Below are 22,962 nucleotides of genomic sequence, written 5' to 3' on the forward strand. Positions count from 1 at the left end.
GGCTGTGGTCCCAACCGGCAGCGCCTGCTCCCGCGTACGCCGGGAGCCTGGCGAGGCGGGTACCCGCACCGCCCGGCGACATGCGAACCGGCCGGGACGTTTTCGTACGATCTGACTGATATGCCCAGCTCTGCCCAGGTTCGAATCGGGCATTCCGGTTGAACCTGGATTTCTTGGGAACCCGTCGCACGGAACCGCTGTGCGGGTCCGCCCGCAGCACGACCCGGGAGGAACCGAGGAGATATGGGACGGCATGCCGAAATCGCTCGCGCCCTGGCCATGAGGGCGAAGGCGGCGAAGCTCAAGTCGGACGGCGCCGCGCTGGGCGACGAGAGCCTGAAGGCGGAGGGGCGCAGGCGTGAGACCGCCGGGCGGATCGCCCAGGCGGAGGCCAGGGCGGCACGCCGCACGGACCGCCACTGACCCCGACAGCGAGGAGACCACTCATGCGTGCACTGACCTGGCAAGGAAAGCGTGACGTCCGCGTCGAGACCGTTCCCGACCCGGTCATCCAGGACCCGACCGACATCATCATCCGGGTCACCTCGACGGGCATCTGCGGATCGGACCTCCACCTGTACGAAGTGCTCGGCCCGTACCTCGACCCCGGCGACATCCTGGGCCACGAGCCGATGGGTGTCGTGGAGGTGACAGGGCCCGAGGTGACCGCCGTGTCGCGCGGCGACCGGGTCGTCGTCCCGTTCAACGTCTCCTGCGGCACCTGCTTCATGTGCGGCGAGGGCCTGCACTCGCAGTGCGAGACGACGCAGGTCAGGGAGTACGGCACTGGCGCCTCGCTCTTCGGTTACACCAAGCTCTACGGCCAGGTGCCCGGCGGGCAGGCCGAACTGCTGCGGGTCCCCTTCGGCAACACGCTGCCCATCAAGGTCCCCGAGGGACCGCCGGACGACCGGTTCGTCTACCTGTCCGACGTGCTGCCCACCGCCTGGCAGGCCGTCGAGTACGCGGCGATCCCGCCCGGCGGCAGCGTCACCGTCCTCGGCCTGGGCCCGATCGGCGACATGGCCGCCCGCATCGCCCTGCACCGGGGCGCCGGCCTGGTCATCGGCGTCGACCTGGTCCCCGAACGCCTCGCCCGCGCCGCCGCGCGCGGCGTCCAGACCCTCGACCTGAGCCGCTACGGCAAGGACCTGCCGGACGCGGTCCGGGACCTCACCTGCGGCCGGGGCACCGACGCGGTCATCGACACCGTCGGCATGGAGGCCCACGCCACCGGGGCGCCGATCGGCAGGGCCGGTCAGTGGGCCACCGGGCTGCTGCCGGACGCGGCCGCCCGCAAGCTCATGGAACGCGCCGGCATCGACCGCCTCACCGCCCTGCTCACCGCCATCGACGCGGTACGCCGGGGCGGCACCGTCTCCATCTCCGGCGTCTACGGGGGCGCCGCCGACCCGCTGCCCCTGCTCACCATGTTCGACAAGCAGATCCAGCTCCGGATGGGCCAGGCGAACGTCAAGCACTGGGTGCCCGACATCCTGCCGCTGCTCGTGGACGAGGACCCGCTGGGCGTGGACGGCTTCGCCACGCACCACCTGCCGCTGGAGGACGGCCCGAAGGCGTACGAGACCTTCCAGGCGAAGGCCGACGGCATGGTCAAGACGCTGCTGCGGCCCTGACACCGCTACGCGAGGAGTCACCGTGAACGCATCGCAAGGGCTGCGCGTCGTCGTCACGGGCGCCACCGGCAACGTCGGCACGAGCCTCGTACGAACCCTGGCGCGGGACCCGGACGTCGGATCGGTCCTCGGCCTGGCCCGGCGGCTGCCCGACCTGGCCCTGCCCGGCGTCGAGTGGGGGAGGGTGGACCTCTCCCGCCCGGACAGCGCCCAGCGGCTCGGCTCGCTGTTGACGGGCGCGGACACCGTCGTCCATCTGGCCTGGCGCTTCCAGCCCACCCACGACCCCGTCGTCACGTGGCGCAGCAACGTCGAGGGCTCCCTTCGCGTCTTCGACGCGGTGCGCACGGCGGGCGTCCCGGCGCTGGTCCACGCCTCGTCCGTCGGCGCCTACGCGCCCGGGCCGAAACGGGAGCCCGGAGTGGACGAACAGTGGCCCACCCATGGCTGGCCGGACGCCGCCTACTGCCGGGAGAAGGCGTACCTGGAACGGGTCCTGGACACCTTCGAGCTGCGCCACCCGCAGATCCGGGTGGTACGGATGCGGCCCGGTTTCCTCTTCAAGGAGACGGCCGCCCCCGAGCAGCGGCGCATCTTCGGCGGGAAACACCTTCCCGGGGTACTCCTCCGCCCCGACCTGCTGCCCTTCGTACCCGACCTGGAAGGGCTGAGGTTCCAGGTGCTGCACACGGACGACGCGGCCGAGGCGTACCGGCTCGCCGTGCTCGGCGACGTACGCGGCCCCTTCAACCTGGCCGCCGACACCGTCACCGACGCCCGGTCCCTCGGCGCCCTCCTCGACGCGCGGGTGGTACGCGCGCCCGTGCCGCTCGTACGCGGAGCGCTGGCGACCGCCTGGCACGCACGGGCAGTCCCCGCGTCGCCCCACCTCCTCGACGCCGTGCTGCGCCTCCCCGTCATGGACTGCGCCCGCGCCCACGAGGAACTGGACTGGCGGCCCCGCTACTCGGCGTCCGAGGCACTGACGGCGTTCCTCCGCGGCGTCGTACGCGGCACGGGCGAGGAGACGGCCCCACTGGCGGGCAGTCGGTGGAGCTGAGGGGCGCCGGGCGGAGCCCGAAGCGACGGTTCGCCGCAAAAGCCCACGGATGCCACCATGACACCCATGTCCCGCAAGGCGCTGATCGTCATCGACATGATCAATCCGTACGACCACGAGGACGCCGACCAACTCCTTCCCTCGGCCGAGCGGGCCATGCCCGTCATCGCGGACCTGCTGAAGGCCGCCCGGGGCAGCGGTTCACTCGTGATCTACGCCAACGACAACTTCGGCGACTGGCGCTCCCACCACGGGGAGATCGTGGACGCGGCCATGGCGGGCGCCCGCCCCGACCTCGTGGAACCCCTGAAGCCCGACGCGAACGCGCTCTTCGTCGTCAAGGCCCGGCACTCGATCTTCTACGAGACGCCCCTGCCGTACCTGCTCCACCAGCTGGACGTCGGACACCTCGTCCTGACCGGCCAGGTGACGGAGCAGTGCATCCTCTACTCCGCGCTCGACGCGCACATCCGCCACATGGACCTGACCATCCCCCGTGACGGGGTGGCCCACATCCACGCCGACCTGGCCGACGCCGCGCTGCGGATGACCGAACGGAACATGGGCGCCCTGGTGTGCGCCGCCGAAGAGATCGCCCTCTGACACCGGCGAGCCATGCCGGTACGAAAGGACTCCCATGACGCGCGCCGCGCTGTTCGACGTGGACGGCACCCTGGTCGACACCAACTACCTGCACGTCACGGCGTGGTGGGAGGCGTTCCACCAGGCCGGGCACACGGTGCCGATGCCCGCGATCCACCGTGCGATCGGTCTCGGCTCCGGTGACCTCGTCGCCCATCTGCTGGGCCCCGACCGGGACCGGGAACAGGACTCCGGCATCAGCGCCACGCACTCCGCGCTGTACGCCACCTACTTCGAACGCCTGCCCCCGCTGGACGGTGCGGCGGACCTGCTGCGCGCCCTCGCAGGCCAGGGCTGGACGATCGTCCTCGCGACCTCCGCCTCCGGGCACGAGCTGAAGGCCCTGCGGCGCGCGCTCGACGCCGACGACGTCATCTCCGGCACCGCCAGCTCCGACGACGTGGACGAGGGGAAGCCCGCCCCGGACCCGATCCGCCACGCACTGGACATCGCGGGGGCGACCGGCGACGAGGCCGTGTACATCGGCGACTCCGTCTGGGACATGGCGGCGGCGACCAGGGTCTCGGTTTCCGCCGTGGGCCTGCTGTCGGGCGGCATCCCCCGGGCGGACCTGGAGGCGGCCGGGGCCGTGGAGATCCACGATTCCCCGGCCGCGCTCCTGGACCGCCTCGACTCCGGCGTCATCGGCCGGATGAGCGCCTGAGGCCGTGCGTCCTCAGGTCCCGCCGTTGCACAGGCAGAACGGGTGCCCCGCCGGGTCCGCGAAGACCCGGAAGCCGCGCTTGCCGCCGTCGTCGTCCACGTCGAGCGGCGTGGCCCCCAGGGCCAGCACCTCGCGCTGGGCGGCCTCCATGTCGGTCACCTCGAAGTCCAGGTGCTCCTGCTGGGAGTTCCGGTCGGCGCGCGGCCACTCCGGCGGGCGATGGTCGGGGGCCAGCTGGAAGGCCAGGCGCGCTCCGCCGGGGACGCGGAGGTCGTACCAGCGGTCGTTGTCGTGCGTCACCTCCCCGCCCAGCACCTTCTGGTAGAAACCGGCCAGCGCCGCCGGGTCCGGGCAGTCGATGGCAACCAGGTAGTAGGTCGCGACAGCCATGTCGTCCCTCTTTTTCGGTGTACGCGGTATGCGGACGTCCCCCTCACGGGTTCCGCGACCGGCTCCGGCGGAAACATGATCCGGGGACCGCACGTTTCGACCGCCGGGGATCGGTAACCCATCCCATATGGTGCAATTCGGATACACGATGATGACCGAGCAGTCCGGACCGCGGGCCCTCGTCGAGGACGTGGTGGCGGCCGAGCAGGCCGGCTTCGACTTCTCCGTGACCTCCGACCACTACTTCCCCTGGCTGAAGTCCCAGGGCCACGCCCCGTACGCCTGGAGCGTGCTGGGTGCCGCCGCGCAGGCCACCACCCGCATCCCGCTGATGACGTACGTGACCTGCCCGACCACCCGCTACCACCCGGCCGTCGTGGCGCAGAAGGCCGCGACGCTGCAACTGCTCTCCGAGGGGCGGTTCCGGCTCGGGCTCGGCTCCGGCGAGAACCTGAACGAACACGTGGTGGGCGGCGGCTGGCCGGACGCCCGGGTGCGGCTGGACAAGCTCGAAGAGGCGGTGGAGATCATCAAGGCGCTCCTCGCCGGCGGCTACGTCAACCACCACGGCGCCCACTTCGACGTGGAGAACGCCAAGCTGTGGGACGTGCCCGACGTGGCCGTGCCCCTCGGCGTCGCCGTCTCGGGCGACCGGTCGTGCGAGATCGCGGGCCGCCTCGCGGACCTCGTGATCGCCACCGAGCCCAAGGAGGACCTGCTCGTCGACTTCGACCGGCACGGCGGCGGCGGAAAGCCCCGGGTCGGCCAGCTGCCCGTCTGCTACGACCCCGACCGCGACGCGGCGGTGAAGCGGGCGCACGAGCAGTTCCGCTGGTCCGTCGGCGGCTGGAAGGTCAACTCGGAGCTGCCGGGCCCCTCCGCCTTCGACCAGGCCACGCAGTACGTCCGGCCCGACGACATCGCCGGGGCGGTGCCCTGCGGCGACGACGTCGGGCAGTTCGTGGAAGCGGTGCGCCCTTACGTCGAAGCGGGGTTCACCGAGGTCGCCCTCGTACAGATCGGCGGAGACCACCAGAAGCCGTTCATCGACTGGGCCCAGGAGAAGCTGCTCCCCGCGTTGCGCGCCATGTGACGTGCGTACGAGGTCACTCGTCGCTGCCGGAGCCGTCGCGTCCGTTGGGGGAGCGCGCCATCGCCCAGGCCGGGAAGACGAACCAGCAGATGAACGACCACAGGGCCATCCCGCCCACCAGCCACAGGGCGAGCGTGTTGTGCAGCGCCACGCGCATGATGAGCAGCAGCGCCGAACACATCGTGCAGAACAGCAGCACGAGCCCGAGCAGGGTGAGCCGCGACGCCCACACCACCGTCTCCGGCTTCAGATGGCGGCCGGTCAGCAGCCGGTGGTAGCTGACCGGTCCGATCAGCGCGGCCGCCGTGGCGGAACCGAGGAGCACGGTGACGACGTAGATCGTCCTGTCGGTCTCCGCGAGGGTGGTGAAGCGCGGCTGGAAGACCACCGCGAGCAGGAAGCCGAAGAGGATCTGCACCCCGGTCTGCGCCACCCGCAGCTCCTGGAGCAGCTCCGTCCAGCGGCGGTCCGCCCGCTCCTCGGTCGTCTCGTCACGCCCCCGGCGGGCGTTCTCGCGGTCGTCCTCGTCCACTCGTCCGTTGTCCATGTGCGGTGTCCCTCCCTCGTGCCGAAACCTTTGTGCGCGGGCCGCCCGGCCCGCGCACAAAGGTTTCGGCCACACCCCGCTGATTCAGCGGCTGACGGCCTTCAGCAGCTGCTCCTTGTTCATCGTGGAGCGGCCCTCGATGTTCTTCTTCTTCGCCTCTTCGTACAGCTGGTCCTTCGTGCGGCCCTGCGCCCCCTTGTGCGAGCGCTCACCGCCGCGCTGGGAGGCGGACTTGGGGTCGCGCGTGGAGGTCCTGCTCGCCGTCCGCGACTCGCCGGAGCGGGCGCGCTCCTTGTTCACGGTGCGGGCGGCGATCTCCTTGGCACGCTTCTCGGACGTGCCGCGCTTCTCCGCGCTCTCCTTCACGTGCTCGTACTGACGCTCGCGCTTGGGGCTGGATCCTGCCGGCATGGCGCTGTCCTCCTCGTTCTCGCCTCGGCCCCTCGGGCCCGGTCCGGGGTCACCCACCCGGGTTGCCGGGGGGCCACGTCCGAAACATGGCACCGCCCCGCCGGGTACGCCCACCGGGCCGCGCGCTCGGGTGACACCACGCTCCGCCCTCAGGTGAACCGGCCGACTTCGGGTACCGGGTTCCTGCGAGGCCGGGCGCACATTCCGGATGAAAAGGAGGTGCGGCAGATGCCCGTTCGGAAGATCCCGGAGATCAGCCGCCCGGACAAGGTCCTCTTCCCGGACGACGGCCTCACGAAGGCCGATCTCGCTGGCTACTACCGCACGGTGGCCCGCCGCATGCTGCCCCACCTGCGGGACCGGCCCCTCGTGCTGGAACGCTTCCCCGACGGGATCGGCGGACAGGGCTTCATGCAGAAGGACGTGCCCGGCTACTTCCCCGACTGGATCCACCGCGTCGAACTCCCCAAGGAGGACGGCACCGTCACCTACCCGATCGCCGACGACACCGCCACCCTCGTCTACCTCGCGGGGCAGGCGAGCATCACCCCGCACCGCTTCCTCTCCCGCGCCGACCGGCCCCACCACCCGGACCGGCTGGTCTTCGACCTCGACCCGCCCGGCGACGACTTCGCCCCGGTCCGCGAGGCGGCCCTCGGCCTGCACGGGCTCCTGGACGAGCTGGAACTGCCGTCCCTCGTCATGACCACGGGCTCACGCGGACTCCACGTCGTGGTGGCGCTCGACCGCCGGGATGACTTCGACGCCGTACGGGAATTCGCCCGCGCGGTCGCCGACGCGCTCGTCACCCGTCACCCCGACCGCTTCACCACCGAGGCCCGCAAGAAGGCGCGCGGCGGCCGCCTCTACCTCGACGTCCAGCGCAACGCCTACGCCCAGACCGCCGTCACGCCCTACGCGGTCCGGGCCCGCCCCGGAGCCCCCGTCGCCGCGCCCCTGGACTGGGGGGACGTCGACGACCCGGCGCTCGACGCCCGCCGCTGGACCCTGCGCGACGCCGACGCGCTCGCGGACCGGAACCCCTGGCACCAGCCCCCACGGCCCCGCTCCCTCGGCCGGGCCCGCACCCTGCTCGACGCGCTGAACACGTAGCACCGAACGGAGAACCACCATGTCCAGAGCCACGACCGTGCGGAACCTGCTGGACGAGCACGGGCGGACCTACGCCGAGGAAGCCGGGATCCGGCTCCGCGACACGCCCATGCCGCTGTACCAGCTGCTGACCCTGTGCGTCCTGTTCTCGGTCCCCATCAAGGCCGACGTGGCGGTGGCCGCCGCCCGGGAACTCTTCGCCGCCGAGCTGCGCACCCCGCGCGCCATGGTGGACGCGTCCTGGCAGGACAGGGTCGACGCGCTGGTCCGCGCCCACTACCGCCGCTACGACGAGAGCACCGCCACCGCCCTCGGCGAGGGCGCCCAGCTCGCCCTCGACCGGTACCACGGGGACCTGCGCAGACTTCGCGAGGAAGCCGGCGGGGACGCGGGGAAACTGCGCGAACTGCTGAAGGAGTTCCCCCGGATCGGCCCCACGGGCGCCGACATCTTCAGCCGCGAGGCGCAGGGGCTGTGGCCCGAGCTGCGCCCCGCCTTCGACCGGCGCGCCCAGGACGCCGCCGAAGGGCTCGGGCTGCCGCGCGCACCGGAGAAGCTGGCCGGTCTCGTCGCCGACGAGGACCTGCCCCGGCTCGCCGCCGCGCTCGTCCGGGTCGGGCTGGGGTGACCGGCTCCGCCGTCACCACCCCGTCCAGAGCAGATGGTTGACGGCGAGGGCCACCACCGCCTGCGCGGCGAGCCAGCCACGGCGCCCCCGGTCGGGCAGCAGCGCTGCCGCAGGGAGCAGCCACACCATGAACGGCTGCCAGATCCGCTCGGTCTCCGCCTTGCTCATGCCCGACAGATCGGCCGCCAGCAGCAGGAACAGCGCCACGAGCACCAACGGCACCAGCCGCTCCGGCGTGCTCGCCTCCCCGCCGCGCAGCGCCCGTACGGCACCCGGCGCACCCGCGAAGACGCGGCGCAGCCCGGCGACTGTCACCGGGCCCACCGCGATCACGGTGCACGCCAGATTCGCCCACACCCAGTACCCGAACGGCCGGAACCCGCCCGCACCCTGGTGGTAGCGCTCCACGAGCAGGTGGTACGCCTCCCACCAGTTGAAGCCCGCCGCCGTGAAGGCGACCGGCGCCACCAGGGCCCCGAGCAGCGCGAGTGGCAGCGGCCGTGCGGTGCGGGCGAGCACGAGGACGGCCAGGAGCAGGAGCGCGATCAGCGGCAGCCCGTAACTCAGGTAGCAGAGCCAGCCGTAGAGGAGGCCCGCGCCCAGCGCCGCGGCCCCCGGGCTCCGCACCGTGCGCGTCGCCGCCAGGGTCAGCAGCGCGACGGACCAGGCGGCCACCGCCGCGAAGTAGGCGTCCGCCGAGGTCCCGGCCCAGACCGCGACCGGGGCCAGGACGAGGAACGGTGCCGCGCGCCGGGCGATGTCCTCACCGGCCAGGGCCCGCACCGTGACCAGCACGGCGAGCAGGGCGGACGCGCCGGTCAGGATGCACCAGACGCCGGCCCAGGCGCCGCCGCCGAGACCGGCCCGGTCCAGGAACACGAAGGTGAGCGTGGCGCCCGGCGGATGACCGGCGACATGGGTGGGCCAGTTCCCCGGCGGGCCGATCAGGATGTGCGTGTCGAACGTGCGCAGCGCGGCGCCGATGTCATCGAAGCGGCCGATGACCCGCAGATACTCGTGCTTGGTGGTCAGCCGCTCGGCGATGCCCCGGCCCCAGCCGTCGATCAGCGCGAGCGAGAAGATCCACGCCAGCGAGGAGGCGTAGACAGCCAGCAGCAGGGACTGCCAGCGCAGCCGCCGGGCGAGCAGCGGCCCGTACGCGATCACGGCGACGGCCACGAGCGGAGCGGCCACCGTCCCGGGGCCCGTGTGCGGGTACCAGGACGCCAGCAGCGGGGGCCAGTGCACGTAAAGCGTCCGCGCGTAGTCCTCGATGGCCCGCCCGCCCAGTGCGGCGACGGCGACGAGCGCGACACCCGCCCCTGCGGCCACCAGATCCCAGCGCTGTCCGGAGCTCCGGGCGGTGGCGCGTTCGGTACGGGGCTCGGTGCGGTCCTCGGTCTTCACGCAGGCACCGTACGCACCGGGAGGCCGCGACGACGGGTACCGGCGGGGCGCGTCACACAACCGTCAGATTCATGACCCCGGCCGTACGTTCGCCAGGGTGACGTCATCGTTTCGTCAGGAGTCGCGCCCACCGAACGCGCAGGCCACGGGCATAGCGTCGGGCCCATGGGCGACAGCCGTCGGAAGACTCCGACATCCTCCTTGGTTTCCTCCCGGCCCCGCGCCGCCGCGCTCCTCCAGCGGCTGCCGTCGGCGCCCGGCTTCTGGCGCAGCCCCGTGCGCGGCGTGCCGTTCACCGCCGTGCTCGGGCTCGTCCTGCTCGCCGGGATCACGCTGCTCTTCGTGACCGGCCTGCTGTCGTACGCCGCGTACAACCCGGATCTCGCCCCGGTCAACGACAAGACGCCGGACAAGGGGCTGCTCGGCTTCTACCTCTTCCCCTGGCCCACCTCGCCGCACTGGCTCTACCGGCTGACGCAGGGACTCCACGTCACCCTCGGGATCGTCCTCGTTCCCGTCCTGCTGGCCAAGCTCTGGTCCGTGGTGCCCCGGCTCTTCACCCTTCCCCCGGCCCGGTCCCTCGCCCACGCGCTGGAACGGATCTCGCTGCTCCTGCTGGTGGGCGGGGCGCTCTTCGAGTTCGTGACCGGACTGCTCAACATCCAGCTGGAGTACCTGTTCCCCGGCTCCTTCTACCCGCTGCACTTCTACGGGGCATGGGTGTTCTTCGCCGCCTTCCTCGCCCACGCCGGACTGCGCACCCCGCAGGCCGTACGGGTCCTGCGGTCGGGCGGGCTCAACGGGCCGGTCGCCGGCGACGTGCTGGAGTCGCCCGCCCCTGCCTCGCCGACCCTGTCCCGGCGCGGCGCCCTCGCCATGGTCGGCGCGGGCTCCCTGCTCCTGCTGGTCACCTCGGTGGGCCGGAGCTTCGACGGGCCCCTGCGCCGCCTCGCCGTGCTCACCCCGCGCGGCGCGGCCGAACCGGGATCCGGCCCCAACGGCTTCCAGATCAACAAGACCGCCGCCGCCGTCGGGATCACCACCGCCGACACCGGCGAGGGCTGGTGGCTCACCGTCAGCGGCCCGGCGGGCGACCTGCGGTTCAGCCGGGAACAGCTGCTGGCCATGGAACAGCACAGCGCGGCCCTGCCCATCGCCTGCGTGGAGGGCTGGTCCACCTCGGACCAGTGGTGGCGCGGCGTACGGCTGAGCGACCTGGCGGCCCTCGCCGGGTACCCGGACCGGCCGCCCGGGGTGCTGGTGGAGTCCCTTCAGCGCAGCGGCCCCTTCCGCCGGGCGGCGCTCCGGGACAACCAGGTGCGCGACCCGCGCTCACTGCTGGCGCTGCAGGTCAACGGCGAAGACCTGTCGCCCGACCACGGATACCCGGCCCGGATCATCGTCCCCGCCGCCCCCGGGGTGCTCAACACCAAATGGGTGGCCCGGCTGACCTTCGGAGAACTTTGAATCCTCCCCCCGCTGAAGCTGGGGGATTCCTGGCTCACGCCGCCTGCGGGTCAGCGATCCGACAGGTCTTCCACGATCGTCACCAGCCGGGACGGAACCTGCCCGGTTTGGTAGAGCACAACTTGGAGGTGCATGTGCCGTCTTGGTTCTCGATCAGCACGCGTACGGAGCTTGGTTCTCGCACCGCACGTCAGGCGGCCTACCCGGTCATTCGGGCTGTCCTCCGCCCTGAGGGCGAAACTCCGTCCCCCGCCTTGCTCCGCAGGAGTTCGATTCCTCCCCGCCCCGAAGGCCAAAGCATGCTCGGAGGCCTTCGGTGAACACCACCGGCCCCCGTGCCTTCCTGCGCCGCCGCTACGGAGCGGGGCCCCTGCACCTTGTACTCCTGGCCGCCTCCTTCGCGCTCGCCGGATACGCGGGCGTACGCCTGCTCGCCGGCGACTGGCTCGGCGTCACCCTGTGGTTCGTGGGCGCGGCCCTGATCCACGACCTGGTACTCGTACCCCTGTACGCGGCCGTGGACCTGGCGCTGCGCCGGGGCCTCGGACGGCGAAGGCCGGCCTCCGTCAATTACGTACGGGTGCCGGCCTTCCTGTCCGGGCTGCTGCTGCTCATGTGGTTCCCGCTGATCGCCCGGCCCAGGCGCTACGAGCCCGCGAGCGGGCTGTCCCCCGATGTGTTCCTGGGGAACTGGCTGCTGACCACGGCCGCGCTGTTCCTGCTGTCGGCGCTCTGGTGGGCGGTCCGGACGCTGCGGCTCCGCCGCAGGGCGACGAAGGCGCGGCCGTCCGCCTCCCACTGACCGTCGGACCGCAGCCCGTGCGGGCGGGCGTACCCGAGCAGGGCGGAGGAGCCGAGCCGCGCCCACGGGAAGAGCCCGTCCGCCGCGCTTCCCTCCGGGGCGCGTCCGTCGTCCAGCCGCACCCGGACCCGCTCGTCCAGGTCGTGCGGCACGGTCTCGGCGATGAGGAGGCCGCCGGGCGCGAGGAGTTCCGCCGCCCGGCGCAGCAGCCTTTCCGGGTCGCCGCCGATCCCGATGTTGCCGTCGGCGAGCAGCACGGTGCCCCAGCGGCCCTCGCCGGGCAGCGGGTCGAACACGGACCGGCGCAGGGCGTACCCGCCGAGCCGGACCGTCCGGGCGACCGCCGCCTCGCTGACGTCGATGCCGAGGGCGCGGTGGCCGCGCGACGCCAGTGCGGCGACCAGGCGGCCGGGCCCGCACCCGACGTCCAGGACCGGTCCCTCGCAGCGGCGCAGCGCCGACAGGTCCGCCGCGTCGGCCCCGGCGCACCAGCGCTCGACGTCGAGCGGCAGCAGCCAGCCGTCCGTACGGCGCAGGAACAGCGGCCCATGCCCGTTGCGCAGGGCGTTGGCGTACGGGTCGGTGCCCCACGCGTCGGCGTCCGGACGGCCGACCAGCACGTTCGGCCCCCGGTCGGCGCGGCTCATCGGACGGCCGTCCGGCGCGTCCGGCCGAGCTCGGCGGCGAACCGCCCGTCCGGCGCGAGCGCGGCGACCTCCGCCGCGTCGGCCGCCGTGTCGACGTCCCGCAGCCGGGGCAGGTCCCGCACGGTCAGCCCGGCGTCGACCAGTCGGCGCCGCTGCACCGCACCCGTCTCCGGCACGGACATCGGCACCCCGAGCAGCAGCCCGGGGTCCGGCTCCGCCAGGCCCAGCGCCCAGAATCCGCCGTCCTCCGCCGGGCCGAACCAGGCATCGCACCCCTCCCAGGCCCCGGGGGCCAGCGCGGGGGCCAGATCGGCCGCCGTGATCTGGGGGGTGTCCATCCCGATCAGCAGGGTCGGTCCGGTGCACGCCCCGAACGCAGCGGCCAGCCGCTCGTCCAGCCCGCCCGTCCCCTGCTCCACGACCTCGATGCCCGGTGGCAGCCACGGTCCCGGCGCCCCCGCCAGGACGACGGCGCGCCGGGCGGCCGGCAGGGCCAGGACGGTGTGCAGGGTGTCGGCGAGCGCCGCCTCCGCGAGGCGCGCGGCCTCGGCGGGGGAGAAGGGCGGGGTGAGCCGGGTCTTGACCCGCCCGGGCAGCGGCTCCTTGGCGATGACCAGCAAGGTCGTCGCACCGGCCGGCCCGGGGCCGGGCGTTCCCGCGCTCACTGGGGCACCCCCGCCGGGACCGGCGGCTCGGCCAGTACGGCGCGCATGTCGCGGACCGCGTGCCAGGTGCCCAGCCAGGTACCGGTCACCTTCGACTTCCCGGTACGCGCGAGGTACGGCACGTCCGTCTCGGCCACCCGCAGCCCCGCGTCGGCCGCCCGCACCACCATCTGCAACGGATAGCCGCTGCGCCGGTCCGTGAGCCCGAGCGCCAGCAGATCCGCGCGGCGTCCGGCGCGCATGGGGCCCAGATCGCGCAGCCGCAGCCCGGTCCGGCGTTGCAGCATCCGGGACAGCGCGGCGTTGCCCGCCCGCGCGTGCGCCGGCCAGGCGCCGCGCTCCTGGGGGCGCCGCCGCCCGAGCAGCAGATCGCACTCGCCGTCGGCCACCCGGCGGACGAAGCCTGCGAGGAGGGCGGGGTCCAGCGAGCCGTCGCAGTCGCAGAAGCAGACGAACTCCGCCTCACTGGCGAGCAGCCCGGCATGGCAGGCCGAGCCGAAACCGCGTCGGGGCTCGTGCACCACGGTCGCGCCCAGCGCACGGGCCACATCGGCGGAGCCGTCGGTCGAGCCGTTGTCCACCACGATCGCCCGCCAGCCCCGGGGCACCCGGGCCAGCACGCCGGGCAGGGCCGCGGCCTCGTCAAGACAGGGGAGGACGATGTCGGCGCGGGGGCCTGAGTCATCGGAAGGAAGGATCACCCGGCTCACCCTACGGAGCGAAAACCGGCATTTCGGGCTTTGGATTCTTACGAAACATGGACGTCGCCCGTCACCGGCCCGCCCGCGTTTCCGGCTGCGCCGCCCCGGGTGCCAGGGTGGTTCCATGCAGACGACCCCGGACACCCCGCCACCCGACCCCGCGGGCGAGGCGCCCTCCGCAGCCCCGGCGCGCGGCCACGTCCTCGTCGTGGACGACGACCCGACCGTCGCCGAAGTCGTCGCGGGATACCTGACCGGGGCGGGCTACGACGTCGCCCGGGCGGCGGACGGACCGGCCGCTCTCGCGCTGTACGCGGCCCGCCGGCCGGACCTGGCCGTCCTCGACCTCATGCTGCCCGGCATGGACGGCTTCGAGGTCTGCCGCCGGATGCGGGCCGGGGGGCCGGTACCCGTCATCATGCTCACCGCGCGCGGCGACGAGGACGACCGCATCCTCGGCCTCGAAACCGGCGCGGACGACTACGTCACCAAGCCGTTCAGCCCGCGCGAGCTCGTCCTGCGGGTCGACTCCGTGCTGCGGCGCGCCAGGGCGGCGGCGGTCCCCGCCGGACAGCCCCGGCTGCTGGAGGGCGCGGGTCTCGTGCTCGACCCGGCGGCCCGGAGCGCGACCTGCCGGGGCGGGCGGCTGTCCCTCACGCTCCGCGAGTTCGACCTGCTCGCCTTCCTCCTGCGCCACCCGGGCCGGGTCTTCACCCGGGAGGAGCTGATGCGCGAGGTCTGGGGCTGGGACTTCGGGGACCTGTCCACCGTCACCGTGCATGTGCGGCGGCTGCGCGGGAAGGTCGAGGCCGACCCGGCCCACCCGGAGCTGATCCGTACGGTCTGGGGCGTCGGCTACCGCCTCGACCTGCCCGCCGGAGACGCCCCCGCCCCGGACGCCGGAGCCGCGTCATGACCGACACGCTCCTCATCGCCCTCTTCGCCTTCCTCGGCGCAGCCGCCGCGGGGCTGCTCGGGGCGTTCGCGCTGCGGCTCACGCGGCACCGCTCGCTCGTCGTCTCCCTGAGCATCGTGGCCACCGTGGCCGTCACCGCGATGCTCGCCGGGACCCTGGCCGTCGCCTGGGCGATGTTCCTGTCACCGCACGACCTGACCGTGGTGACGACCGTCGTCGCCATGGCCGCCGTCGTCTCCCTCGTCACGGCGATGCTGCTCGGCCGCTGGGTCGCCGCCCGCAGCCGCGAACTGACCCTCGCCGCCCGCTCCTTCGGCGACGGCGGCACCTTTGCCGCGCCCGAGGCCCCGGCCACCGCCGAACTCGCCGCCCTCACCCGCGAACTCGCCGCCACCAGCGCCAAGCTGGACAGCTCGCGGATGCGGGAACGCGCCCTGGAGACCTCGCGGCGCGAACTCGTCGCCTGGATCTCGCACGACCTGCGCACCCCCCTCGCCGGACTGCGCGCCATGTCCGAGGCGCTGGAGGACGGCATGGCCGTCGACTCGCCGCGCTACCTGCGCCAGATCCGGACCGAGGTCGAGCGGATGAACGACATGGTCGGCGACCTCTTCGAGCTCTCCCGCATCCACGCGGGCTCCCTCGCGCTGACCCCCACCCGCGTCTCCGTCTACGACCTGGTGGGCGACGCCCTCGCCGGAGCGGACCCGCTCGCCCGCGAGCACGGGGTGCGGCTGGTCGGCGGACGGATCGAGGAGGTGCCCGTGGAGGTGGACGGCAAGGAGATGAGCCGCGTCCTCGGCAACCTCCTGATCAACGCGATCCGCCGGACGCCCGCCGACGGCACCGTCGCCGTCGCGGCCCACCGCGCGCCGGACGGGGTCGTCCTCTCGGTGACCGACGGCTGCGGCGGCATCCCGGAGGAGGACCTGCCGAGGGTCTTCGACACCGGCTGGCGCGGCAGCCATGCCCGTACACCACCGGCAGGGGCGGGCCTCGGGCTCGCCATCGTGCGGGGCATCGTCGAGGCCCACGCCGGACGGGCCGAGGTCCGCAACGTCACCGGCGGCTGCTGCTTCGAGGTGACCCTGCCCCCGGCGTGAGCACGAGGGCCTCCCGCAGCGGCGCCGCCGCGAAGTCGGCCATGCCCTCGGCGAACCCCACCCGCGGCCGCCAGCCCAGCTCCTCGCGCAGCCGCCGCGAGTCCGCCGTCACATGGCGTACGTCCCCGAGCCGGAACTCGCCGGTCACCACCGGCGCCGGACCTCCGTGGGCCGCCGCGAGCGCCCCGGCCATCTCGCCGATCGTGTGCGGCTCGCCGCTGCCGGTGTTGTACGCCGCGAAGCTCCCGGGACCGCGGGCACCGACGGCCTCCAGCGCCACCGTGTTCGCGGCGGCCACATCGCGTACATGGACGAAGTCGCGCCGCTGTCCGCCGTCCTCGAAGACGCGCGGCGCCTCGCCCCGGGCCAGCGCCGACCGGAAGAACGACGCGACCCCCGCGTACGGCGTGTCCCGGGGCATCCCGGGCCCGTACACATTGTGGTACCGCAGCGCGACCGCGCGCCCGCCCGTCGCCCGCGCCCAGGACGAGGCCAGGTGCTCCTGCGCGAGCTTGGTCGCCGCGTATACATTGCGCGGGTCCGCCGGCGCGTCCTCCCCGACGAGCCCGGGAACCAGCGCCTCCCCGCAGTCCGGGCAGCGCGGCTCGAACAGGCCCGCCGCCAGGTCGGCCGGGTCCCGGGGGCCCGGACGGACGGTGCCGTGACGCGGACACGCGTAACGGCCCTCCCCGTACACGACCATCGACCCGGCGAGCACCAGGCTCCGCACCCCGGCCTCCGCCATCGCGGCGAGCAGGACGGCGGTGCCCAGGTCGTTGCACCCCACGTACTCCGGGGCGTCCGCGAAGTCCTTGCCCAGGCCGACCATCGCCGCCTGGTGGCACACCGCGTCGACGCCGTGCAGCGCACGGTCCACCACCGTGCGGTCCCGTACGTCCCCGACGATCAGCCGCCCGTCGTCACCCCCGGCCGGCCGGTGTACGGAGGGGCCGTGCGCCGAGGCGAGCAGTGCGTCGAGCACCACCGCCTCGTGCCCGGCCGAGGTGAGACCGCGGACGATCTCCGAACCGATGAACCCGGCGCCGCCGGTGACAAGTACGCGCATGCGGGCCACGCTAGGACGCGCACGGCCCCGTCACGTGCTTTGGAAGCGGCACGTCACGGGACCGTAAGCCTTCGGCCGTGGGCTAGCGGAGTTCCTGGATGCGGACGAGGTTGCCCGCCGGGTCGCGGAACGCGCAGTCGCGGATGCCGTACGGCTGCTCCGTCGGCTCCTGGACCACCTCCGCGTCACCGGCCTGCACCTTCTCGAAGGTGGCGTCCAGGTCGTGGGTGGCGAGCAGGATCCAGCCGTACGTGCCCTTGGCCATCATCTCCGTGATGGTGCGGCGCTCGTCGTCGGTGATGCCGGGGTCCGCGGCCGGGGGCGCCAGCAGGATCGACGTGCTCGGCTGGTCCTTCGGGCCGACGGTGATCCAGCGCATCTTGCCCTGGCCGACGTCATTGCGGACCTCGAAGCCGAGCGTGTCGCGGTAGAAGGCGACGGACTCCTCCGGGTCGTCGTGCGGGAGGAAGCTGGTGTGAATGGTGATGTCCATGAAGATCATGCTAGGCAGCGGGCCACCGCCGCGCTTCTCGAATCCTGACCGGTTCCCCGACTCCGGCCCGGCGGCCTTCCGGACCGCCCCGCTGCCCGAAGAGGCACCCCGCCGTGCCCCGCACCGGACAGGGCCGGGCTGGACGGGGCAGCGGAGCCGCCCCCAGGGTGGAGGACCGGCAGGAGCGGGCGGTCCGCCGCGGCCGCCCCCGATGCGGTCAGGGGAGATGACGGTGAACGCACAGGACCACGACCACGAGCACGAGCACCATGTGAAGCCCCCGGAGACCGGGGAGGACCACGAGCGGTTGTCGGTCGACGTCCCGCACGACGCGCCCGCCGAGGCCCCTGCCACCTCCGACGCGCACCACCTCTTCCGGGCCGCCGCCACCGGCCGGACCGACGTCGTGGGCACCTCCGGCATGGGCGTCCTCCAGCGCACCGTCGGCAACGCCGCGCTCGGCCCCGTGATCCAGCGTGCCCGGGCAGCGGCCCCGGAGCAGGCCGAGGAGGCGGAGCCGCGCTCGCCCGTGCACGACGTCATCTCCTCCGGCGGCGGCACCCCCCTCGACACCGACACCCGGGCCGACCTGGAGCACCGGATGGGCGCCGACTTCTCCGACGTACGGATCCACAACGACTCGGCCGCGCACGAGTCGGCGAAAGGCGTCGGCGCGCACGCGTACACCGTCGGCAACAACGTCGTCTTCCAGCGCGACGCCTACGATCCCTCCTCGCCCCAGGGCCGTACGACGCTGGCGCACGAGCTGACCCACGTCATCCAGCAGCGCAGCGGGCCCGTCGAAGGCACCGAGGCGCCCGGCGGCATCCGGGTCAGCGACCCCTCCGACCGCTTCGAGCGCGAGGCCGTCGCCAACGCCGACCGGGTGCTCTCCGACCCGGCCCCGGCGCCCCAGGCGGCGCCCGGTGCCGCACCGTCTGCCGCAGCGCCCGCCGTCCAGCGGGCGGCCACGGAGGACGAGGACGAGCAACCGGCCGACGTCCAGGGCTCGTTCGTCCAGCGTGCGGAGGAGCAGGGCCCGGAGGAGGAAGAGGAGGCCCCGCCGGCCTGACGTGCCGCCGAAGGAGCTTGGCGCCTCGTCAGCCGCCGTCGGCGTCCCGCATGGTGCCGCCCAGGAACATCGACTCGGCGCACCGCGCCGGCGCCTGCGCACCCACCGGCTTGCCCACCTTGCGGCAGTCGATCGTCATGGTGACCTTGCCCCCCGCCGGGACCACGATCGGCGTCACGAAGTGGTAGTCGGAGTCCCGGAAGTTCTCCAGACCCAGGCTCAGCACCCGGGTCTCCCGGCCCGCCGAGACGACCAGCGTCCCGGCGTCGCCCTGCGGGTTCTGGACCACGATGTCGGTCAGCTGGAACGCCTTCCCGGCCGGCACGGTGAGCGCCGTCCCCGTGTTCGTCCCGCCGCCCAGCGCGTCCTGCACCCTGACCTGCGCACTCGTCGGTGTCGCCGCTCCCGCGTCGGCCGCCGCCGACGGGCTCGGGCTCGGCGTGGGCTTCGACTCTCCGCCCCCGCCCGATCCGCTCCCGGCGGAGTCGCCCCCGCCCGCTCCGGAACCGCCCGAGCCGCCCTGCTCCGGCGCCTTGCTCTTGTCGGCCGCGGCGGCGGACCGCACCGCCTCCGGGGTGACCGCCTCCCGCGCCGCCGACTTCACGGCCGGGCGCAGCAGCGCGTACCAGAGGCCGACCAGCGCGAGCACCAGGACCGCCGCGGTGATCAGGGCGCGGGGCAGCCAGCGGGGGAGCAGCGGCTCCTGCTCGTAACTGCCGTCCACGAGGACCGGCTCCACCGGGTCCTGCCCCTCGGCCACCTGGGTCGCGGCGAACACCTGGAAGGGGTGCGTGACCGGTGTGCCGCGCCACATCCGCTTGACGGGACGCACCCGCAGCTTCGCGAACTCCGCCTTTCCGGGAGCCACTTGGAGCTCCGGTGCGGCGAACACGACCCGGGCCCGCTCGGTACCGGGCTGGGCGCCGAGGCGCACCGTGACCGGGGTGTTGCCCCGGTTGTCGACCGCCAGCTGATGGCGTCCGGCGAGCGCGCCGTGCGAACCGCGCGGGACCAGCTCGGCCGTCGTCTCGGTGAACGGCAGCACGGTCACCCGGCCCTCGGGCACCACCGTCTCGCCCTGCTCGCCGGTCGGCACCACCCGGACCCCGAACGGCGTCTCGCCCGCCGGTACCGTCGCGTCGCGGGGCGGCCGCAGCATGAGCGATACGGTGCCCGAGTCGCCCGGGTAGAGCGACAGCACGGCCGGCTCCACCGCCGCCCAGGCGGCGCACGCGCCGACCACCTCGAAGCGGTACTCCTCGACGGTCCGACCGGAGTTGCGGACCTGAAGGGGGACAGCCGTCTCGGCGCCCGGTGCGGCGCTGACGGTGGACGCGTCGAGGCTTGCCGTGAGACTCATACGGCGGACCGTAAGGTCGCCGCCCAGGTCGCACATCGGCCGCGAAGGAACACTTTCGGGCACATTCGGTGCCCCGCCCAAGCAAATTGGTTTCCTCCTCAATGAACGAGGGCATCTTCTGTCCGCCTCCTCACCAATGAGGCGCACGAACACGGCTGCGAGGCGTGTGCCAGATGTGCTTCCGGCCGTCACACAGGGGGAGCACACATGGAGCGCACCACTGTCGCGTTACGGGCCCAGGATCCGATCTCGCAAGCCGGAGTGGCCAGCCAGTTGAGGGCGCGGCCCGAAGTGAACGTCGTGGACTGGAGTGAGGAGGGGCCCTGGCCCGATGTCGTCGTCATGGTCGTGGACGCCGTGGAAGAGGACGTGCTGACGACTCTGCGCCACATCCAGCGGACCACCGACTGCCACGCCGTGCTCGTCACCACGGACATCGACGAACAGAAGCTGGTGAGCGCCGCGGAATGCGGGGTCGTCGGGGTCATCAGGCGGGCCGAGTCCACCCCCGAGCACCTGGTGCACGTCATCGAGACGGTCGCCCGGGGTGAGGGGCACCTCCCGTCCGACCTGCTCGGCCGACTCCTCGCGGAGGTCGGCCGGCTCCAGGGACAGGTCCTCGCACCACGCGGTCTGCACTTCACCGGGCTCGCTGCCCGCGAGGTGGACGTCCTCCGCCTCGTCGCCGAGGGCTACGACACCGCCGACATCGCCACGAAGCTCGCCTACTCCGAACGCACCATCAAGAACGTCCTGCACTCCGTCATGACCCGGCTGCAACTGCGCAACCGGTCCCACGCCGTGGCGTACGCGATGCGCCAGGGCCTGATCTGACGCGGCCCGGCGCCACACGGCCCGGGCGGCTGCCCCAAAGGGCAGCGGACGCTACCCGCCGAAAAGCCTGACTTCCCGCTGTGCGCGCGGCGTGCGCGGGGGACCGTGTGGGCGCTGTTCTTCGGTGGGAGGTCCGGGTGCGGGGGAGAGAAGCTGTGCGGTGGATTCGGCCGGCTGGACGCCCACCCGGACCGGCCGGCGCGCGCCGTTCGGCGGCGCTCGCCCTGCTCCTGCTGGCCACCGCGTTCGTCCCGGGGCCGGGCCCGGCCGGTGCCGCGCCCGCCGTGCCCGTCCCCCCGGACCCGTGGGTCACCCCGGCGACCGTGCACGAGGCGCTCGACCCGGGCGGCTCGACCAGTGTCGACAAGTCGGTGCGTACGCCGGCGATCCCGCCGAAGCCCGAGGTCGTCCTGCTGGTGGACGGTACGGGGAGCATGGAGAAGCCCATCGCGGACGTGCAGCAGAACCTGCCGGCCATCACCGAGAAGGTCCTTGCCGCGCAGCCCGAGTCGCGCTTCGCCGTCGCCACCTTCGGGGACCAGCAATTCGACCCCACGGGAGGGGAGTTCGAGGTCCTGCAGGGACTGACGAATGATCTCGGCAAGGTGCAGGACGGCGTCGACGCGCTGACGACGGACCGGGGCGCCTACAGCATGGGCCCCTCCGAGGACTGGATCAACGGACTCTGGCAGATCGCCAACGGAGCCGGTGGCGAGACGGTCTTCCGCGAGGGCTCCAACCCGGTGATCGTGCTGGTCAGCGACGCGTCCAGCCACTCACCGAGCGCAGGCCACACCATCGACGACACGATCTTCGCCCTCCAGGACAAGGGCGTACGGGTCGTCGGCGTCGATGTGGACAGCGCTCTCGGCGACGGGCTCAACGGAACCGGCAACGCGCACAACCCCGACTACCCCGACCAGGTCGAGAACCCGCCGACCGACCCGGACCAGGCCACCCGCATCATCGAAGCCACCCAGGGCCGGCTCCTGGAGGGCATCCAGGGTGACCAGGTGGCCCAGGCCATCGTCGACGGCATGGACAACCTCCCCACGTCCGTCGGCTACCAGCTCAGCGGCTGCAGTCCCTACCTCACCGTCGCGCTCGACCCGCCCACCCGCCGGGTGACCAGCGGCGAGACCGCCCACTTCGCCGAGACCATCGACGTCGCGGCCGACGCCCCGCAGGGCGCCCGGCTCACCTGCACCGTCCAGTTCCTGCTCGGCCCGCAGATCCCGGGCACGGACCGACTCGCCCCCACGGCCGCGCCCGACCCCGACTTCCAGCAGAAGATCACCATCGACGTGAACGACGTCGACGCCCCGATCGTCACCGTGGACGACCGCATCGCCCGGGCGGACGACGCGGACGGTACGAGGATCAGCTACTGGGCGACCGCCAAGGACGCCCACGACGGCCGCCTCCCCGTCACCTGCACCCCCGCGTCCGGCTCCCTCTTCCCGATCGGCTTCACCACGGTCACCTGCACCGCCACCGACTCGGCGGGCAACACCGCCACCGACACCGCCGAGTTCCAGGTGCTGCCCGCGCCCCCGGCGCCGCTGCCCCCGCCACCCGCGACGGACATCGCCGTCACGACCGACCTCAGCCCCGCCCGTACCTACATCGGCCGACAGACCCACGCCCGGTTCACCGTGACCAACGCGGGCCCCGACACCGCCAGGGACGTCGTCCTCGCCACGAGCTGGCCGAAGCCCGGCAGCACGAAGGGCCGCACGCTGACCTCCCTCGGCCGCTGCACGGCCGCCGCCCCCTGCACCATCCCGCCCGGCGGCCGGATCGAGGTGACGCAGACCGGCACCTACCGTGAACCGATCACCGGGGACGTGCGCGCCACCGTGAGCGGCAATCTGGGCGAACTGCACCCCGTCAACAACCAGGACACGGAACGGCTGCGCGTCCTCAAGCCCTCCCTCACCGTCACCCCGCAGGTCGCCAAACCCGGCCAGCCCGTCGTGGCGCGCGGCAAGGACTACCCGCCGGGCGAGACCGTACGCCTGACCTGGAACACCGGCATCACCGCGGACCGCACCGGCGTACGCGTGGGCCGCGACGGCACCTTCGAGGTCCAGGTGCTGGTGCTGCGCAAGGACACCCTCGGCCCCCGCGTCCTGCGCGCGGACATCACCGGGCTTCCCCGGCTCCAGAAACCCGTCCTGGTCGTCCAGCGCAACCTTCAGCCACCGGACTTCAAGGGCCGTACGTGAGAGGGGCGGGCACCAG

General features: G+C 73.2%; 24 protein-coding genes. 14 read left to right on the forward strand and 10 right to left on the reverse strand.

Going from position 1 to position 22,962, the window contains the following annotated elements; genetic code table 11:
* Nucleotides 1-243: 243 nt before the first annotated feature.
* From AMK18_RS06165 to AMK18_RS06185, 5 genes are all read left to right on the forward strand, one after another.
* Nucleotides 244-423 carry a hypothetical protein gene (locus tag AMK18_RS06165; protein ID WP_018099818.1) on the forward strand — a complete coding sequence of 60 codons (180 nt, stop codon included), beginning with the start codon at nucleotides 244-246 and terminating at the stop codon, nucleotides 421-423.
* A 23-nt stretch (nucleotides 424-446) separates the two neighbouring features.
* Entirely contained in the window at nucleotides 447-1,637 is a 1,191-nt protein-coding gene (locus AMK18_RS06170) for an alcohol dehydrogenase catalytic domain-containing protein (RefSeq protein WP_073861944.1), read from the forward strand.
* 22 nt (nucleotides 1,638-1,659) lie between these two features.
* A complete protein-coding gene (locus tag AMK18_RS06175; RefSeq protein ID WP_073861945.1) occupies nucleotides 1,660-2,697 on the forward strand; it encodes an NAD-dependent epimerase/dehydratase family protein in 1,038 nt (345 codons plus the stop codon).
* A gap of 66 nt (nucleotides 2,698-2,763) precedes the next feature.
* The gene (locus tag AMK18_RS06180; protein ID WP_073861946.1) at nucleotides 2,764-3,300 is read left to right on the forward strand and encodes a cysteine hydrolase family protein; all 537 of its coding nucleotides are present in this window, start codon (nucleotides 2,764-2,766) and stop codon (nucleotides 3,298-3,300) included.
* Nucleotides 3,301-3,334: 34 nt separating this feature from the next.
* On the forward strand, nucleotides 3,335-4,003 hold the full coding sequence (locus tag AMK18_RS06185) for an HAD family hydrolase (RefSeq protein WP_073861947.1): 669 nt from the start codon (nucleotides 3,335-3,337) through the stop codon (nucleotides 4,001-4,003).
* A 12-nt stretch (nucleotides 4,004-4,015) separates the two neighbouring features.
* On the opposite strand, the gene AMK18_RS06190 is transcribed toward AMK18_RS06185, so the two are convergent.
* Nucleotides 4,016-4,393 carry a VOC family protein gene (locus AMK18_RS06190; RefSeq protein ID WP_073861948.1) on the reverse strand — a complete coding sequence of 126 codons (378 nt, stop codon included), beginning with the start codon at nucleotides 4,391-4,393 and terminating at the stop codon, nucleotides 4,016-4,018.
* Nucleotides 4,394-4,520: 127 nt separating this feature from the next.
* Between AMK18_RS06190 and AMK18_RS06195 the strand changes: the two genes are divergently transcribed.
* Nucleotides 4,521-5,486 carry an LLM class F420-dependent oxidoreductase gene (locus AMK18_RS06195; protein ID WP_073861949.1) on the forward strand — a complete coding sequence of 322 codons (966 nt, stop codon included), beginning with the start codon at nucleotides 4,521-4,523 and terminating at the stop codon, nucleotides 5,484-5,486.
* 13 nt (nucleotides 5,487-5,499) lie between these two features.
* On the opposite strand, the gene AMK18_RS06200 is transcribed toward AMK18_RS06195, so the two are convergent.
* Both AMK18_RS06200 and AMK18_RS06205 read right to left on the reverse strand, forming a co-directional pair.
* Nucleotides 5,500-6,033 (reverse strand): DUF6328 family protein, encoded by a 534-nt coding sequence (locus tag AMK18_RS06200; RefSeq protein WP_073861950.1) that lies wholly within the window; start codon nucleotides 6,031-6,033, stop codon nucleotides 5,500-5,502.
* 84 nt (nucleotides 6,034-6,117) lie between these two features.
* Nucleotides 6,118-6,444 (reverse strand): hypothetical protein, encoded by a 327-nt coding sequence (locus AMK18_RS06205; protein WP_018099813.1) that lies wholly within the window; start codon nucleotides 6,442-6,444, stop codon nucleotides 6,118-6,120.
* Nucleotides 6,445-6,672: 228 nt separating this feature from the next.
* Here AMK18_RS06205 and ligD point away from each other — a divergent pair, with 228 nt between their 5' ends.
* Both ligD and AMK18_RS06215 read left to right on the forward strand, forming a co-directional pair.
* Nucleotides 6,673-7,557 (forward strand): non-homologous end-joining DNA ligase, encoded by an 885-nt coding sequence (gene ligD, locus AMK18_RS06210; RefSeq protein WP_073861951.1) that lies wholly within the window; start codon nucleotides 6,673-6,675, stop codon nucleotides 7,555-7,557.
* A gap of 19 nt (nucleotides 7,558-7,576) precedes the next feature.
* Entirely contained in the window at nucleotides 7,577-8,185 is a 609-nt protein-coding gene (locus tag AMK18_RS06215; RefSeq protein ID WP_073861952.1) for an endonuclease, read from the forward strand.
* Between the two features lie 12 nt (nucleotides 8,186-8,197).
* Here the strand turns inward: AMK18_RS06215 and AMK18_RS06220 are convergent, their stop codons facing one another.
* Nucleotides 8,198-9,592 carry a hypothetical protein gene (locus AMK18_RS06220; RefSeq protein WP_073861953.1) on the reverse strand — a complete coding sequence of 465 codons (1,395 nt, stop codon included), beginning with the start codon at nucleotides 9,590-9,592 and terminating at the stop codon, nucleotides 8,198-8,200.
* 165 nt (nucleotides 9,593-9,757) lie between these two features.
* Between AMK18_RS06220 and AMK18_RS06225 the strand changes: the two genes are divergently transcribed.
* A complete protein-coding gene (locus AMK18_RS06225) occupies nucleotides 9,758-11,059 on the forward strand; it encodes a molybdopterin-dependent oxidoreductase (protein WP_079199232.1) in 1,302 nt (433 codons plus the stop codon).
* A gap of 645 nt (nucleotides 11,060-11,704) precedes the next feature.
* Here AMK18_RS06225 and AMK18_RS06230 read toward each other — a convergent pair.
* Genes AMK18_RS06230 through AMK18_RS06240 form a run of 3 tightly spaced genes read right to left on the reverse strand, consistent with a single transcriptional unit; the run spans nucleotide 11,705 to nucleotide 13,874 of the window.
* Nucleotides 11,705-12,508: a class I SAM-dependent DNA methyltransferase gene (locus AMK18_RS06230; protein ID WP_073861955.1), complete on the reverse strand. Its 804-nt coding sequence runs from the start codon at nucleotides 12,506-12,508 to the stop codon at nucleotides 11,705-11,707.
* Nucleotides 12,505-13,173 carry a TIGR04282 family arsenosugar biosynthesis glycosyltransferase gene (locus tag AMK18_RS06235; protein WP_198956944.1) on the reverse strand — a complete coding sequence of 223 codons (669 nt, stop codon included), beginning with the start codon at nucleotides 13,171-13,173 and terminating at the stop codon, nucleotides 12,505-12,507. Before AMK18_RS06235 ends, AMK18_RS06230 begins: the two co-directional genes overlap by 4 nt.
* Nucleotides 13,170-13,874: a glycosyltransferase family 2 protein gene (locus AMK18_RS06240; protein WP_073861957.1), complete on the reverse strand. Its 705-nt coding sequence runs from the start codon at nucleotides 13,872-13,874 to the stop codon at nucleotides 13,170-13,172. The genes AMK18_RS06235 and AMK18_RS06240 overlap by 4 nt, the downstream gene beginning before the upstream one ends.
* A 124-nt stretch (nucleotides 13,875-13,998) precedes the next feature.
* Between AMK18_RS06240 and AMK18_RS06245 the strand changes: the two genes are divergently transcribed.
* Nucleotides 13,999-14,790, forward strand: coding sequence for a response regulator transcription factor (locus tag AMK18_RS06245; RefSeq protein ID WP_018099805.1), 792 nt, complete (start codon nucleotides 13,999-14,001; stop codon nucleotides 14,788-14,790).
* The gene (locus AMK18_RS06250) at nucleotides 14,787-15,893 is read left to right on the forward strand and encodes a sensor histidine kinase (protein WP_018099804.1); all 1,107 of its coding nucleotides are present in this window, start codon (nucleotides 14,787-14,789) and stop codon (nucleotides 15,891-15,893) included. Before AMK18_RS06245 ends, AMK18_RS06250 begins: the two co-directional genes overlap by 4 nt.
* Here AMK18_RS06250 and AMK18_RS06255 read toward each other — a convergent pair.
* Both AMK18_RS06255 and AMK18_RS06260 read right to left on the reverse strand, forming a co-directional pair.
* Nucleotides 15,850-16,959: an NAD-dependent epimerase/dehydratase family protein gene (locus AMK18_RS06255; RefSeq protein WP_073861958.1), complete on the reverse strand. Its 1,110-nt coding sequence runs from the start codon at nucleotides 16,957-16,959 to the stop codon at nucleotides 15,850-15,852. The two genes, AMK18_RS06250 and AMK18_RS06255, sit on opposite strands and share 44 nt — an antisense overlap.
* An 82-nt stretch (nucleotides 16,960-17,041) precedes the next feature.
* Nucleotides 17,042-17,452, reverse strand: coding sequence for a VOC family protein (locus tag AMK18_RS06260; RefSeq protein WP_073862304.1), 411 nt, complete (start codon nucleotides 17,450-17,452; stop codon nucleotides 17,042-17,044).
* 226 nt (nucleotides 17,453-17,678) lie between these two features.
* Here AMK18_RS06260 and AMK18_RS06265 point away from each other — a divergent pair, with 226 nt between their 5' ends.
* Nucleotides 17,679-18,524 carry an eCIS core domain-containing protein gene (locus AMK18_RS06265; RefSeq protein WP_073862305.1) on the forward strand — a complete coding sequence of 282 codons (846 nt, stop codon included), beginning with the start codon at nucleotides 17,679-17,681 and terminating at the stop codon, nucleotides 18,522-18,524.
* A gap of 28 nt (nucleotides 18,525-18,552) precedes the next feature.
* Here the strand turns inward: AMK18_RS06265 and AMK18_RS06270 are convergent, their stop codons facing one another.
* Entirely contained in the window at nucleotides 18,553-19,884 is a 1,332-nt protein-coding gene (locus tag AMK18_RS06270) for a COG1470 family protein (RefSeq protein ID WP_018099800.1), read from the reverse strand.
* A gap of 207 nt (nucleotides 19,885-20,091) precedes the next feature.
* On the opposite strand from AMK18_RS06270, the gene AMK18_RS06275 reads away from it, so the two are divergent.
* Complete coding sequence (locus AMK18_RS06275; protein ID WP_073861959.1) at nucleotides 20,092-20,718, forward strand: helix-turn-helix transcriptional regulator; 627 nt, start codon at nucleotides 20,092-20,094, stop codon at nucleotides 20,716-20,718.
* Between the two features lie 155 nt (nucleotides 20,719-20,873).
* Nucleotides 20,874-22,946: an HYR domain-containing protein gene (locus AMK18_RS06280; protein WP_073861960.1), complete on the forward strand. Its 2,073-nt coding sequence runs from the start codon at nucleotides 20,874-20,876 to the stop codon at nucleotides 22,944-22,946.
* The last annotated feature ends 16 nt before the right edge of the window (nucleotides 22,947-22,962 follow it).

It is taken from the genome of Streptomyces sp. CB01249 (genome assembly GCF_001905735.1).
Classification (GTDB): domain Bacteria; phylum Actinomycetota; class Actinomycetes; order Streptomycetales; family Streptomycetaceae; genus Streptomyces.